The organism is Pseudoalteromonas sp. BZK2 (assembly GCF_014349195.1).
Taxonomy (GTDB): Bacteria; Pseudomonadota; Gammaproteobacteria; order Enterobacterales; family Alteromonadaceae; genus Pseudoalteromonas; species Pseudoalteromonas simplex.
The window spans coordinates 140,951-155,200 of sequence record NZ_JACSOG010000006.1 but is presented as its reverse complement, the minus strand read 5'-3'; the positions used below and the strand labels follow the sequence as shown (position 1 = coordinate 155,200).

At 42.2% G+C, this 14,250-nt stretch carries 10 protein-coding genes and 1 pseudogene; 9 read left to right on the top strand and 2 right to left on the bottom strand.

The window, feature by feature from the left end; translation table 11 throughout:
* Nucleotides 1–186 precede the first annotated feature (186 nt).
* The 4 genes and pseudogenes from BIZ38_RS05540 to BIZ38_RS05525 form a co-directional block, all read left to right on the top strand.
* Nucleotides 187–267 (top strand): annotated as a pseudogene (locus BIZ38_RS05540) (elongation factor Tu); the annotation flags it as partial.
* A gap of 484 nt (nt 268–751) precedes the next feature.
* Complete coding sequence (locus BIZ38_RS05535) at nt 752–2,341, top strand: alkaline phosphatase (RefSeq protein WP_187489787.1); 1,590 nt, start codon at nt 752–754, stop codon at nt 2,339–2,341.
* 11 nt (nt 2,342–2,352) lie between these two features.
* On the top strand, nt 2,353–4,149 hold the full coding sequence (locus BIZ38_RS05530; RefSeq protein ID WP_138601209.1) for an alkaline phosphatase: 1,797 nt from the start codon (nt 2,353–2,355) through the stop codon (nt 4,147–4,149).
* A 72-nt stretch (nt 4,150–4,221) separates the two neighbouring features.
* Nucleotides 4,222–4,938 carry a hypothetical protein gene (locus tag BIZ38_RS05525; RefSeq protein WP_054554099.1) on the top strand — a complete coding sequence of 239 codons (717 nt, stop codon included), beginning with the start codon at nt 4,222–4,224 and terminating at the stop codon, nt 4,936–4,938.
* Between the two features lie 53 nt (nt 4,939–4,991).
* Here BIZ38_RS05525 and BIZ38_RS05520 read toward each other — a convergent pair whose 3' ends face one another.
* Complete coding sequence (locus BIZ38_RS05520) at nt 4,992–7,058, bottom strand: TonB-dependent receptor (protein ID WP_187489786.1); 2,067 nt, start codon at nt 7,056–7,058, stop codon at nt 4,992–4,994.
* A 231-nt stretch (nt 7,059–7,289) separates the two neighbouring features.
* Between BIZ38_RS05520 and BIZ38_RS05515 the strand changes: the two genes are divergently transcribed.
* From BIZ38_RS05515 to BIZ38_RS05495, 5 genes are all read left to right on the top strand, one after another.
* The gene (locus tag BIZ38_RS05515; protein WP_138601202.1) at nt 7,290–8,084 is read left to right on the top strand and encodes a VOC family protein; all 795 of its coding nucleotides are present in this window, start codon (nt 7,290–7,292) and stop codon (nt 8,082–8,084) included.
* Between the two features lie 113 nt (nt 8,085–8,197).
* Entirely contained in the window at nt 8,198–8,863 is a 666-nt protein-coding gene (locus tag BIZ38_RS05510) for an SDR family oxidoreductase (protein WP_187489785.1), read from the top strand.
* A 138-nt stretch (nt 8,864–9,001) separates the two neighbouring features.
* Nucleotides 9,002–9,382: a hypothetical protein gene (locus BIZ38_RS05505; protein ID WP_187489784.1), complete on the top strand. Its 381-nt coding sequence runs from the start codon at nt 9,002–9,004 to the stop codon at nt 9,380–9,382.
* Complete coding sequence (locus BIZ38_RS05500) at nt 9,379–11,715, top strand: fatty acid cis/trans isomerase (protein WP_187489783.1); 2,337 nt, start codon at nt 9,379–9,381, stop codon at nt 11,713–11,715. The genes BIZ38_RS05505 and BIZ38_RS05500 overlap by 4 nt, the downstream gene beginning before the upstream one ends.
* Before the next feature lie 97 nt (nt 11,716–11,812).
* Complete coding sequence (locus BIZ38_RS05495) at nt 11,813–13,564, top strand: response regulator (protein ID WP_187489782.1); 1,752 nt, start codon at nt 11,813–11,815, stop codon at nt 13,562–13,564.
* A 13-nt stretch (nt 13,565–13,577) separates the two neighbouring features.
* Here the strand turns inward: BIZ38_RS05495 and BIZ38_RS05490 are convergent, their stop codons facing one another.
* Entirely contained in the window at nt 13,578–14,201 is a 624-nt protein-coding gene (locus BIZ38_RS05490) for a hypothetical protein (protein ID WP_166339632.1), read from the bottom strand.
* Nucleotides 14,202–14,250 lie beyond the last annotated feature (49 nt).

The window sequence follows — 14,250 nt, the reverse complement described above, 5'->3', positions numbered from 1 at the left end:
AAGGTGGCCGTACAGTTGGTGCTGGTGTTGTTGCAACTATCGTTGAGTAATCAACTATAGTGATGCATTAAGCATTAAGAAAAACCCGAGCTTAGTCTCGGGTTTTTTTATGGGTGAAAAAAGCTACCAGCTTTAAGTTTTAAGCAGTTTAGAGTGAAAGGCTAATCTGCCGCCTTCAAATTCCCAATGGACGAAGGTTTACGCTTCGCTATCCGTGAAGGTGGCCGTACAGTTGGTGCTGGTGTTGTTGCAACTATCGTTGAGTAATATCAACAGATAGAGCTTCACAGCTTATAAAAAGGTCGCCTAGGCGGCCTTTTTTAATGTCTGTAGAAAAGCTGTCAGCTTTCAGACGTCAGATTCGATCGGTGGGGTTGTTTAGTGTGGTGTTTAGCTCAGCATTTGCCCTGTTCATTCTTCGGGTAGGTTGGTTTGAGCGCAGCGAAACCCAACATAATCCATGTAAACCTTTTCTTTGGTAAACCCAACCATCATAAAACACTCCCAAGGTTATGCTTGACCTATAACCTAGAGCCTTTACCCTCGCTAACTCACACCTAGCAGTTAACCCTATTATTTCCCCTAAAACTAATTACTTACTTATATCTAAAGTCGTTTTGGTTTCATCATTTCGTCATGAAAAGTCACTTTTTTAGTAACAATGCCTTCTTAGTATGGCTGCGCTAATTATCCAAGTGCAGTTTAGTTAGCACTCAAATTCTTAAAAATAACGTACTAACGGAACGTAACGATGAAAATTAATAAAATTGCTACTGCAATTGGTTTAACGTTGGCATTGTCAGCGACGGCCAATGCAGGTGTGTTACCAGACAGTCAAAAACAAAATGATTGGTATAGTGCTGCTGAAACAAAATTAACAGAAAAAGAGGCGGCGGCTCAGGCTGAGCAAACGTTTAAAGCTAAAAATGTCATTTTATTTGTTGGCGATGGTATGGGTATCTCAACGCTGACTGCATCTCGTATTATGGCGGGACAAATGGAAGGCAAGTCGGGTGAAGAGGGCTTACTAAGCTTTGAAGAATTCCCTTATTCAGCGCAAATCAAAACCTATAACGTTGATGCGCAAACCCCTGACTCTGCAGGCACAATGACAGCAATTATTTCAGGTGTTAAAACCGATGTAGGTGTAATTGGTGTTAACGAAAATATCGAACGTGGCGAGTGTGGAACTGTTGCTGGTAACGAGTTAATTACCGCAACAGAACTGGCAGAAATTAAAGGTTTAGCAACAGGTGTTATCTCTACGGCGCGTATTACTCACGCAACACCGGCTGCAACCTATGCAAAATCAGCTGACCGTAACTGGGAAGACGTATCAGATATGCCGGCTGATGCTGTAGAAGCCGGTTGTGAAGATATTGCCTCACAACTTGTAAATTTTGAGAAAAACCTAGAAGCACGCTTCGTAGGGACTGACGTAGATGGTCTTGAAGTTGTGATGGGCGGTGGTCGTCGTCACTTCTTACCAAAAGACGCAACGTTTAACTCAACTGATGCAGTGAGCGAAGTAGAAGGTGACCGTACGGATGAGCGTGACCTAACGGCTGAGTGGCAAGAAATGTACCCTGATGGTAAGTACGTCATGGACCAAGCAGGCTTCGATACACTAAATGCTGACAGCAAACGTGTATTTGCATTATTTAACGAATCACACATGCAATACGAAGCAGATCGCGCTAACGATGTAGCGGGTGAACCGTCATTATCTGAAATGACAGGTAAAGCAATTGATATCTTAAAGAGCAATGAAAAAGGCTTTTTCTTAACGGTTGAATCAGGCCGTATCGACCATGGCCACCATGCGGGCAATGCTTATAACGCGTTAAACGATACCGTTGAATTTGCCAAAGCAGTGCAAACAGCAGTTGAGAACACCAACCCAGAAGAAACTCTTATTCTTGTTACTGCCGACCACAGCCACGTATTCACTATCGCGGGCTACCCAAAGCGTGGTAATCCAATCTTAGGTCAAGTAGTTGCTATTGGTAGCGAAGAGCCAAGCCTTGCGGCAGATGGTATGCCTTACACCACAGTTGGTTATGCTAATGGTTTAGGTTTTCGCGATTTAGGCGATGAAACCGACGCTGATGCATCTTATAGCGAAGCGGCATTTGCAGGCCGTGTTGATTTAACGGGTGTTGATACGACTACTCCTGGTTATCACCAAGAAGCCACTGTGCCACTAAGTTCAGAGACTCATGCAGGTGAAGATATTTCACTGCATGCAAAAGGTCCAGGTGCGCAACTAGCACAAGGCGTTGTGGAGCAAAACGTAATTTTCCACATCATTAACCAAGCTCTAGAACTAATTGAAGAATAATGGCGACGACGATGAAAAAACTAAATTTAATTTCTCTTGCTGTAGTAGTGGCATTAGCGGGTTGTTCTGATGACGATGACAACTCACCAAAAACATTAACCATTGAAAATACATTAGCTGTTGGCTCTGAGCAGTGCGTAAACGGTGGTACAGAAACCCTTACCGGTGAAGATAGCAACGATAACGGTGAGCTAGACTCAGCAGAAGTAACGGATACAAGCGTTGCATGTAATGCACCAGCAACGTCGTTAACAGCATCGCAATTAGCGCCGTTGACTGATAATGAATGGTTCAAGTCAGCACAAGTTAAAGTCGCTAGTAGCGAAGAAAACATTGCTGCCGTTGTAAAAGAGTCAGGTAAAGCGAAAAACGTGATTCTGTTTGTTGGTGACGGCATGGGTATTTCAACTGTCACAGCAGCACGTATTATGGCCGGTCAACTAGAGGGTAAGCTAGGAGAAGAACATCAACTAAGCTTTGAAACACTACCATTCTCAGGGTTTGCTAAAACCTATAACGTTGATGCGCAAACACCTGATTCTGCGGGTACGATGACAGCAATGGCATCGGGCGTAAAAACGGATGCTGGCGTTATCGGTGTTGATGAAGACATCGAACGTGGTAACTGTGCAACGGTTGCAGGTAATGAACTAGTTACAGCCACTGAGCTTGCTGAGATTGCCGGTAAGTCGACGGGTATTGTTTCGACAGCGCGTATCACTCACGCAACGCCTGCAGCAACGTATGCAAAATCGGCTGACCGTAACTGGGAAGACGTATCAGATATGCCAGAAGCGGCAGTTACCGCTGGCTGTGAAGATATTGCATCGCAGTTAGTTAACTTTGAAGCAAACCTAGAGGCACGCTACGAAGGCTTAGATGTTGATGGTTTAGAAGTTGTGATGGGCGGTGGTCGTCGTCATTTCTTACCGAAAGACGCAGCGTTTAACTCTGCTGATGCTGTGAGCTCAGTAGAAGGTGACCGTACAGATGGTCGTGACCTAACAGCTGAGTGGAAAGCTAAATATCCTGCAGGTCAATATGTGATGGACCAAGCTGGTTTTGATGCAATTGATGCAGAGTCAACTGAGCGCGTATTTGGTTTATTCAATGAATCACATATGCAATACGAAGCAGACCGTGCAAACGATGTAGCAGGCGAGCCTTCACTTGCTGAAATGACAGCAAAAGCAATTGATGTGTTAGATAACAACGCCAATGGTTTCATGCTAACAGTTGAAGCCGGTCGTATTGACCACGGTCACCACGCTGGTAATGCTTACAATGCACTAAGCGACACAGTTGAGCTTTCAAAAGCAGTCCAAGTTGCTCTTGATAAAACCAGCATCGAAGACACGTTAATCATAGTAACAGCTGACCACAGCCACGTATTTACCATTGCAGGCTACCCAAAACGTGGTAACCCAATCTTAGGTAAAGTGGTACCTGTGGGTAGTGATGAACCATCACTTGCAGCAGATAACATGCCATACACAACGGTTGGTTATACCAATGGTGGCGGTTTCCGCGACTTAGGTGATGAGACTGATGCTGATGCAGGTTATAACTTTGCACCGGTAACGGGTCGTGTTGATTTAACAGATGTTGACACAACAACACCAGGTTTCCACCAAGAAGCCGTCGTACCTCTAGGCTCTGAAACACATGCAGCAGAAGATGTGGGTGTGTATGCAGTAGGCCCAGGTGCACATTTAGTAACAGGCACTAATGAGCAAAGCCTTATCTTCCATGTTATGGATTACGCCGCTGACCTTGTTAAACAAGCCGATGCTAAATTAGCACAATAATGAGTGTTTGGGAGGCTCCATGCCTCCCTTACTCAATTAGTTATAAAGTAAACCAAGACAAAAGAGAATCCCGTGAAAGCAGCCATCTTACTTGCCTCATTACTTAGTCCACTTGCTGTTGCAGGGCAATGCGATATGAACACCGGTTTTACGCAAGCAGACTATAAAGTCACCACAGAAATCGTTGCTAATAAGCAGCATACTGAAAACACTTTTACCCTTTGGCGTACGCCTCACCAGGTGGCTAAGCAGAATCCACAATTTATTGAATTATGGCAACAGTTGCGCAATAAACAAATTCGCCCAATTCGTTACTTTCAGCATGCCCAGCGTGGTATTGAGTATCAACCATCGGAAGTGCAAGGTGAACAAGATTGGAGTAGCAAATATCAGCTAGTAAGCGATAAGTTTTTAGCCTCAATGACGCACCAGAAAAGCACCGGTGAAGGCTGTGAGTTAACAGAGTATTACACACAGCAGCAGGGTGAGAGCAAAATAGAGCTAAGCTGGCTTGCCAATCAAAAGTTACTCAAAGCAATTCGTATTTCAACACCAACTTATAGCCGTGAAATTGCTTTAACAGCCAGTCATTACAACCAGCAAAAGATTCAGGCAGAATTTGCGAAATGGGATAACTATCAAACGACCGATTACGCAGATATCGGTGATAATGAAAGCGATCCATTTTTAGCTAAAATGATCAACTTAGGGTTTGTTGAGCATGGTGCAAGTGGATTTTATGATGCGCAAGGTAATCAGCTCAAAGGTGAGCATGGTCATCATCACTAATTAAAAAAGGCACCTTGGTGCCTTTTTTGTTGTTTAATTACTTTAGCTTAAATCTAAAATGCATAGTTCCAAGTTAGATTTACAGTTCGGCCAGTGCCTGCAAAATAGCGAGTTGCCGATGGGTTTGTTTGCCCATAATAAGTGATGTAGTACTTATCTAGCAGGTTATCGATACCTAGGCTAAATGTACCATACTCAGCACTTTGATATTGCACTGATAAATCAACGGTTGTGTAGCCGTCAAATTCTTCACCAGTATTAAAGTCGCGATCAAACACTTTATTAACTTGTAAGCGGCTAGACAAACTTGCTGGCCATTGTTGCTGCCAGTAAAGGTTTAACCGTGTCGGTGAAATATTGCTGCCGCCTAAGTCGCTCTCTACTTTATTGTCGCCATCACCGTCATATTGGCCTTCTGTATCAGCGTAACTTGCACCGAATGTTGTGCTGTTAGTTAGGTAATACTGTGCATTGGCTTCAAAACCTGAGATCTCAGTGCGTTCACGTTTTACACTGTAAATACCATCAGCATCAGCTTGTAAACGAGAGCCTAAGTCTGAGTCAGATTTAAAGTAGCTGGCTTTAATATTGAAGCTATCGCTTGCATATTCAAAACCTAATTCGCGGTTATCAGAAATCACAGGTTCTAGGTTTAAGAAACTTTCAACCGATAAGCCAGCTTGGTTTATACCACGCAGTACACGCCCCACATCGGCCATGCTAAAGCCTTCGCTATAGCTTGCGTAGAAACGAAGGTCATCAGTCACTTGGTAGACAACACCTAAGTTCTCTAATAATTCGTTAAAGCTTGGCTCACCGCCTTCTACAAAGCTGCTGTTGTAAGATGCTAGGGTAGTAAAGTCATCTACTTTTAATTTGCCGTACTCGTAACGAACACCGGCATTGAAAGTCCAATCTTCTAAGCCGTCATAACGTAGCTGAGCGAATGGTGCGATGTTATTAAACTTGGTTTTTGGCACCCAATGACGACCTGTTTGCGCAAGCTCTTGGTATGTTTCGTCAGAAAGTAAATCGATACCGGTCGCAATATCAAACTGGCTGCTTAATAGGTTATCTTTATTATAAGTAACGCGACTTCCAAACTTTTGTGACTTGTTTTGAGATTGGTCGTAAAGGTTTTCACCAAATTCAGGATCTTGGAAAGTACCAAATGTACCGCCGCCATACATTGCCGCAAAATCTTGCGTGAATAACTGAACTGCAAGGTTGCCGCCAGCGATATTAGTGTGGTTGTAATCAAGGGTGAAAGTTGTTACACGGTTGCGTGGTGCATCACCTTCTATATCGCCTTTTTCAGCTGATGTGGCAAGGCCTGTTGTTGGGTCACCATTAATAGCAACAAAATCTCCATTACCCTCAATTTTGTAGTGGTTCAGCATCGCTTGAATACTTTGTTCATTATCAAGCTGATATTTAACTTTTAAAAATAGGTCTAGGCTGGTTGAGTCTTGCGTATCACCTTGTGTGCCATCTAACCCAACAAAGTCTCCGTTACCATCGCGATACATACCTGTACTACGAGCCGATACACCACCAATAAAGCTAATATCATCTAGCTGTTGGCTGAATAAGTAGCTGGCTTTATAGCTTTGGCTGTCGCTGCCACCGTCTGTCGGAGTGCTAAACCCCGCGCTCATTTGGTGATTAAAATCGCCTGCTGATTTTGTGATGATATTAATAATACCGCCGCTTGCGCCCATGCCTTGGATTGCATTAGCACCACTGATCACTTCGATGCGTTCGATCATAGCAGGATCAATTGTATTGCCGTCACGAGAACCATTACGCAGCGGGTTCGACTGAGGTACACCATCAATCATGTATAGCGGTTCACGGCCACGTAGTGTTTCACCTGCGCTAGTCATCTTTTGACGGCTTGGTGAAAAACTCGGTAATAAATTACCTAAAATTTGCGATAGATCTTGAGTATGAGCAAGTTGCTCAGCAATGTCTTCACTGGTAATAACGCTGATAGTTGCAGGTACAGTACTAACAGGTGCAGTACTACGCGTTGTAGAAACAGTAATACGCTCAATATCTTGAGCCTGATTTGCTAACGCAGCGATAGGAGTAAGTAAAAAAGGAAGCGCAAATTTCATTGACATCGTTAAATCGCTATATAATTGTTATTAAAAATTGTTCGTATTTATACATGTGTTTATTGCTGCAATCAATATTGTGTAAAGGCTATAAAAACTTGGTTTACTTTGGTTTTTCTGTAAGTGACTGATAATGATTATTTAATTTTTCTAAACGGTTATTTAATTAATTTAAAAAATAATTGGTAAAAAAGCCGCTTGTTGATTACCGTTAATGAAGGAGGAACAGCCATGACAAAAATAAATACAAAACACCCTGCGGGTACTTTCTGTTGGGCCGAGTTATGCGCAAAAGACTGGCAAGCTGCAAAGCAATTTTACACGCAACTTTTTGACTGGGGTTTTGATGATCAGCCAATAGGTGAAGACATGTATTACACCATGCTGCAAAAGCAAGGTGATGATATTGCCGCTATGTATCAACTGCCAGCAAGTATGAGTGAGATGCCAACCCATTGGTTATTATATATTGCTGTTGATGATGTTGACCAAAGCACTGAGCTGGCAAAATCATTGGGGGCAACGGTTTTGGCAGGACCACATGATGTCATGACGGCAGGTCGAATGGTGATGCTGCAAGAACCTGGCGGCGCAACATTTGCCTTGTGGCAAGCGGGTGAGCATATCGGGGCTAAAAGAGTGCAAGAGCTTAACCTACCTTATTGGTTTGAGCTTGTGTCGAAAGATATGCAAAAAAGTCGCGACTTTTATTGTCAGTTATTCGGATGGCAGTTTGAGGTGAAACCCATGGAAGGTATGGACTACACCTTATTCACTATTGATGAGCAACCGATAGCAGGCATGCTCGAAATGACCGATGAATGGCCAGATGATATTCCACCGCATTGGATGCCGTATTTTGCGGTAGCAGATTGCGATCAGGCGGTTGCCAAAGCAACGCAGCTTAATGGCGCTATTTGTGTGCCAGCAACAGACATTCCAGATGTTGGGCGTTTTAGTGTGATTACCGACCCACAAGGGGCCGTTTTTTCTATTCTTAAGTCAACCATTGATGAATTAACTTAAGCTCTTGGTTTTTGCCGATCTGTCCCAAAGTATACACCTAAGCCTCATCAAGATGCAGAAACTCGCACCTTGAGGTGGTTTAGGTATAAATCCCCCAACTAAGGAGCAGATTGATGACTAAGCATGTGGTGGTTACAGGGGCCAATAAAGGGATTGGTCTTAATTTATGTAAACAATATTCAGCCAAATGTTACCGTGTTACCGCGGTGGTTCGCACCCCAAGCGAAGAACTTCAAGCACTCGATGTGAAAATTATTAGCGACATTGATGTATCTAACGCCGATGATGTTGCAACACTTGCCAATTACTTACACGGCGACAAAATTGATATTTTGGTTAATAACGCCGGTATTTTTCACAACGAAACATTCGCTGATATGGACTTTGCTGCCATCGAAAAGCAAATTAGCGTGAACAGTATCGCGCCTATTCGTATTACGCATGCATTACAGCAAAGTTTAGGTATTGATGCTAAAGTGGCGATGATTACATCGCGCATGGGCTCAATTGCTGATAACGGCTCGGGCGGTTACATTGGTTATCGCATGTCAAAGGCGGCCCTTAATGCTGCGAGTGTTAGTTTAGCCTATGAGTTAAAAGATAAAAAAATTGCTGTTGGCTTATTTCACCCAGGCTTTGTACAAACGCAAATGGTTAATTTTGCTGGCGATATCAGCCCTGAAACTGCAGCAGAGCGTCTCATCAAACGTATTGATGAACTAAACCTTAGCAACACAGGTGGGTTTTGGCATTCAAATGGTGAAACGCTACCTTGGTAATACTTTTTTCACTGTTTTTATAACTCGGTTAGTTAGTAGCTAAAAAGCTGCTAACTGCTGATAAGTTTCGCTAATTTTTGAACTTATAGTTTGCTATACTCGTACAATTAAAAGTCATTTTGATGTAGAGAACAGCACATGGAATTAGAGCAAAATAGCGAATTAACCCTTCCTCTTTTTTATTTCGATGAAAACCTTCATAGCCGCGATATTGAATCTCCAGATCTATTATTACATGTAACGTTAAGCGAAGAGTTACTTGCGCAGCTTTGCCAAAACCCAGCTGCTGATAGCAGTGTCGCTATTGCTATTAATGAATATCGTCTTGAAGTGTTAAATGATGATTATCAAGTATTGATTAATAGTGAGCACGACGCGCAGTTAACTTTAGTTCGCGGGCCATTATTGAGCGCAATGCTTAGCTGTGACAATGATCAAACTTTTGTGTCGCCGCAAGTAGATATGATGCCAACCTTCGATTTAGGTGATGACATTGAAGATATCGAGGAGGAAGGATGAGAAAAACCCTCACGACCGTATTCGGCCTTATTCTTTTAAGTGGCTGTGCATATTTAGGCGCTGCTCATTACGATGAATTGTTTGGTGAAGAGCAACCTAGAGAGCGTGTTGTTGCTGCATCAACACTTGAAGGCGCCGAGTTTTTAAGTGACGTAAAACCTGTTCTTGACACTCGTTGTGTGGTTTGTCACGGCTGTTATGATGCACCTTGTCAGCTTAAGTTATCTTCTGTGGAAGGAATTGACCGAGGTTTAAGTAAAGAGCGTGTCTATGATGGCACACGTTTGCTTGCACAAGAGCCAAGTCGTTTACTATTTGATGCTACAACCACAGCTCAGTGGCGTGAAAAAGGCTTTACGCCAGTGCTTAACGAGCGAGTACAAACCGAAGAAGCGAACCTAGCGGGTAGCGTGCTTTATAACTCTTTGGTGCTTAAGCAAAGCAGCCCTCTGCCTAAGCAAGCTATTTTAGGCGATGAGTTTGATTTTTCACTCGATCGTGAACAAACATGCACCACAATGAATGAGTTTGATTCATTTGCTAAAGATAATCCACACAGTGGTATGCCATATGGTTTACCGGGGATCTCAAGCGAAGAGTTTCAGCACCTTGCTAAATGGCTCAGAAAAGGCGGATATCTTGCTCATATTGAGCCCCCTGAAAAAGGCGTACTTAAGCAAGTGGAGCGCTGGGAAGCTTTCTTAAATCAAGATGGTTTAAAGCATCAACTAGCTGCTCGTTATATTTACGAGCACTGGTACTTAGCGCATATTTATTTTCCTGAGCATGGCGATAAACACAGCTACTTTAAACTAGTTCGCTCTTCGACTCCGCCGGGAGAAGAGATCAAGCATATTAGCACGCGTCGCCCTTATGAAGACCCTAAAGTTGAACGAGTTTACTATCGTTTAATGCATGACCGCTCGACTATTTTAGCTAAAACACATTTACCTTTAGCATTAAATGATGAAAAACTTGCCCGCTTACATTCGCAATTTATTGAAGCTGATTATCAAGTAAATAAATTGCCAAGCTATAAGCCTGAAGTAGCATCAAATCCGTTTAAAGCTTTTGCAGCAATTCCAGTAAACTCGCGTTATCAATTTATGCTTGATGAAGCAGAGCTGATAATCATGGGCTTTATTAAAGGTCCTGTTTGTCGTGGTCAAATCGCGTTAAACGTGATTAACGATCAGTTTTGGGTTGGTTTTGCTAAGCCTGAAATGGCGGCGACACCTAAAGTCGGTGAAATGTTGTTACAACATGAAGATGCGCTAGCTTTACCTGCAGAAGAAGAAAGTAACGCTTTACCGATTTCTAGTTGGGTAAAGTACTCAAAACGCCAAAACAAATACTTATCAGCAAAAGTTGCACTGGCAAATAAGATGTTTGAGAACGGTCAGCACCTTACCACCGATTTACTTTGGCAAGGTGATGGTCATAACCAAAATGCAGCGCTGACGGTGTTCCGTCATTTCGATAGTGCAACGGTTGTAAAAGGTTGGATAGGCCAGCAACCAAAGACTGCTTGGATACTCGATTATGCCTTATTTGAGCGTATTCATTACCTGCTGGTGGCGGGGTTTGATGTGTACGGCAATATAGGTCACCAGCTTTTAACTCGTTTGTATATGGACTTTTTACGCTTAGAAGGCGAAGCGAATTATTTGGCGTTATTACCAGAAGCTAAACGTAAAGAAGTTAAAGCTCAGTGGTATCGTAAATCACCACCTAGTTTAACCAGTTTCTTTGAAGATGAACTGTCATTTAGTCAACCTACTGGCATTGAATTCAAAACAGCAGATCAGCAGTCTGAGCTGTATAACATGCTTAAAGAGAAGCTCAAACCAATTTTGAGTCCTCGTTATGACTACACCAAAGTGCCAGAACCGCTTGCACAAATAAATGATTTGCCTGTCAAAGCAATTAATCTACTGCCGCAAATTTCGTTTGTGTTAGTCAAAGAGGGCGTTGAACAGCACAAAGCCTATACTCTTATTCATCACAATGCTCATTACAATATTTCGAGTTTATTGAATGAAGAAGGGCAGCGAGCTTATGACGAAGATACTGTAACAATTGTACCGGGGTTTATTGGTGATTACCCAGAAGCAATTTGGTATCTACATAACGAACAACAGGTTGCTGCATTTGCAGCTGGGCTTGCTAAAGTGACTGATGAGTCGGCATATAGAGACCTGAAAAGCGAATTTGCAATTCGTCGAACGCATCCTCAGTTTTGGCAATACAGCGATATTTTGCATCGTGTAGCTAAAGAATACCGAGGTGTCGAATTTGGGTTATTTGATTATAACCGCCTCGAAAATAGGTAGTCTTTAAGTACTGCTTTGTTTGTTGATAAAGCCCACTTAATAGTGGGCTTTACTGCTTAATTTAGACTAGAATAAAATAAAAAGATCAGAGAAATGCATGTTAAACCTAGTTATTGATATCCGTAAAAGATATCGCTGGGGGTTATTAGCGATAGCGCTTCTAATATCCTTGTCAGCGGCCTTGATTCAATCTTTGTTGTATATCCAAAAGGGTGATGCCGAGGTGATCAATATTGCCGGCAAGCAACGAATGCTCTCTCAAAAGATTGCTTTGCATGGTAACGCATTAATTTATGACAAGTCTCTGCCTGTAAAGCAACAGCATCGCAAGCTGCTACAAGACACCGTTGAGCAGTTTATTGCAGGTCACCAGTTTTTGGTTGCTCGCGATGGTCCAAATACGTTTCGTCATTTAAATCAGGAGTTAGAGGCACATTACTTTGCTGCTCCAAATAAGCTTGATGCGCGTGTTAAGCGCTATGTAAGTAAAGCACAGAAGCTATTAAATAGCCGTGACGACTACACAGATTTTGACGGGCCTGTTTTCGAAACTCAACAAGTTGAAGTCTTATTAAATGAATTAGATGTAGCTGTTGAGTTGCTTGAGCAAGAGTCTGTAAAAAAAGTCACATTTATTGCAACAGTTGAATTAATATTTTGGTTAACGGCTTTGCTGTTGTTATTGATTGAACTATTTTTTGTCTTTAAGCCAATGGAATCATTAATCGCTAAAACAATTAATAAGTATCAAACTCAAAAAGAATATGCGGAGCAAATAAGCAAAAATAAAGAGCGCTTTATAGCGCGCGCAAGTCATGAATTTCGAACACCAATACAAGGCCTTACAGCCTCTATTGAAGCGCTTGATATCAATGAACAACAGCTCGCAACTAAAAAACAAGCTGTTTATTGTGTGAATAGATTAGTCGCAATGTTAGATGAACTTGTTGATTTACAACAGCTCACAACAGGAAATTGGCAATTAAACCCGAGTCGTGGAAATTTAAAGTCGACTCTAAAACACGCGATCACCCCATTTGAATATGTTTGCGACGAAAAGAATATTCTGCTTAGTATCGATATTCCAGAATCTCTTAACAAAGATGTACTCACTGATCATGCTCGTTTACAGCAAGTTTTGGCTGAACTCATCAACAATGCAGTAAAGTTTACTGCTGAACAAGGTCGAATTGCGATCACAGCAAGAAGCCAAGGCGAACAAAACTATATTATTGAAGTGCAAGATAACGGCAAAGGGTTTGAAAAGCCACCGACCGATATACTCAGCTTGGAAAATGATAGCGAGCAGCATTTTCAAGGCCTTAAAACTGGTTTGTTGAGGGTGGTGCATATTGTTAAAGCTTTGCAGGGGAATATTGAGTTTTTAAGTGCTCAACCGCAAGGTGTTAAAGTGGTGCTTAGCTTAGAGTTAAGTAATGCCGCTGGTGATGACGCAGAGGTTTTATTACCCAATAAGTTACACTGCTTAATTGTGGAAGATAATCAGTTGAATGCCACTATATTAGGTCGTATTTTAGGGCAGTTAAATTACAGCTTTGATATCGCTGAAAATGGCTTAATCGCCACAGATAAAGCGTCAGATAAGCAGTATGATTTAATCTTTATGGATTTGAATATGCCAGTTATGGATGGCTTTAAAGCGATTGATATTATTCGTAATGAGCAGGGGCAACAGGTGCCAATTTTGGTGGTGACGGCCAATACATCAAATGATGATTTACAACGTGTGTATGAACTTGGGGCTAACCTACATGTATACAAACCGATCTCGCTAGATTCAGTGCAAAAAGCTCTCAGTATTTTATTTACCGAGAGCTCACAGGGATAACCAAAGCGTTAAATTAGTTTGTTACTTTGATGTCGCCAACACCTACTTCAACGTCAATATCATGCAGCCCATTGCCTCGGTAGCTTGAGTGAGAGCTAACGACTTTGCGGCTGGTGTTAGCCTCTTTTTTCAAGCCGCGAATCTTGGTGTCGCCCACACCGGTATCTAGTTCGATGCGTCTGTAATCGTCAAGCGCACTATCAATTCTTACTGCGCCCACACCAAGTTCAATCTCAACTGAATTACTTGCGTCGTTAATCTCAATATCACCTACACCTAGCTCAACATCAATTGCCATTGATTTAGGCATTTTTACATGCCAGTTTTGTTGAATGTCATCGTTATCTAATTTTAAGCTAAGTGAGCTGGCACTTTGCGAGTGGCTTAATTCAATATTTGATAAATCAACATCAGAGCTGAACCAGCTATTGTCATTTTTTGGTTCAATGCGAACCGTAACCACGACTTCACTGCCGTCATAACTTTCGACTTCTAAGCTGCCCACCGGAAAATCAATATCAAGCTGGCTTGCGCCATTCACTGTAAAGTTATGACTTAGCTCACGTGAGTCTTTTGCCATTGCGTATGTTGTTGTAAGTGCTAGGCCTATTGCTGCTACACAAAGTAATTTTTTCATTGTCTGATTCCTGTTAATGACCTTTTATACCTTAGTCGCAGCCGTGTTT

Excerpts from the sequence above, each read along its gene's own strand:
- BIZ38_RS05535 (WP_187489787.1), top strand. The coding sequence starts at position 752 with ATGAAAATTAATAAAATTGCTACTGCAATTGGTTTAACGTTGGCATTG.
- BIZ38_RS05530 (WP_138601209.1), top strand. The coding sequence starts at position 2,353 with ATGAAAAAACTAAATTTAATTTCTCTTGCTGTAGTAGTGGCATTAGCG.
- BIZ38_RS05520 (WP_187489786.1), bottom strand. The coding sequence starts at position 7,058 with ATGAAATTTGCGCTTCCTTTTTTACTTACTCCTATCGCTGCGTTAGCA.
- BIZ38_RS05515 (WP_138601202.1), top strand. The coding sequence starts at position 7,290 with ATGACAAAAATAAATACAAAACACCCTGCGGGTACTTTCTGTTGGGCC.
- BIZ38_RS05510 (WP_187489785.1), top strand. The coding sequence starts at position 8,198 with ATGACTAAGCATGTGGTGGTTACAGGGGCCAATAAAGGGATTGGTCTT.
- BIZ38_RS05505 (WP_187489784.1), top strand. The coding sequence starts at position 9,002 with ATGGAATTAGAGCAAAATAGCGAATTAACCCTTCCTCTTTTTTATTTC.
- BIZ38_RS05500 (WP_187489783.1), top strand. The coding sequence starts at position 9,379 with ATGAGAAAAACCCTCACGACCGTATTCGGCCTTATTCTTTTAAGTGGC.
- BIZ38_RS05495 (WP_187489782.1), top strand. The coding sequence starts at position 11,813 with ATGTTAAACCTAGTTATTGATATCCGTAAAAGATATCGCTGGGGGTTA.
- BIZ38_RS05490 (WP_166339632.1), bottom strand. The coding sequence starts at position 14,201 with ATGAAAAAATTACTTTGTGTAGCAGCAATAGGCCTAGCACTTACAACA.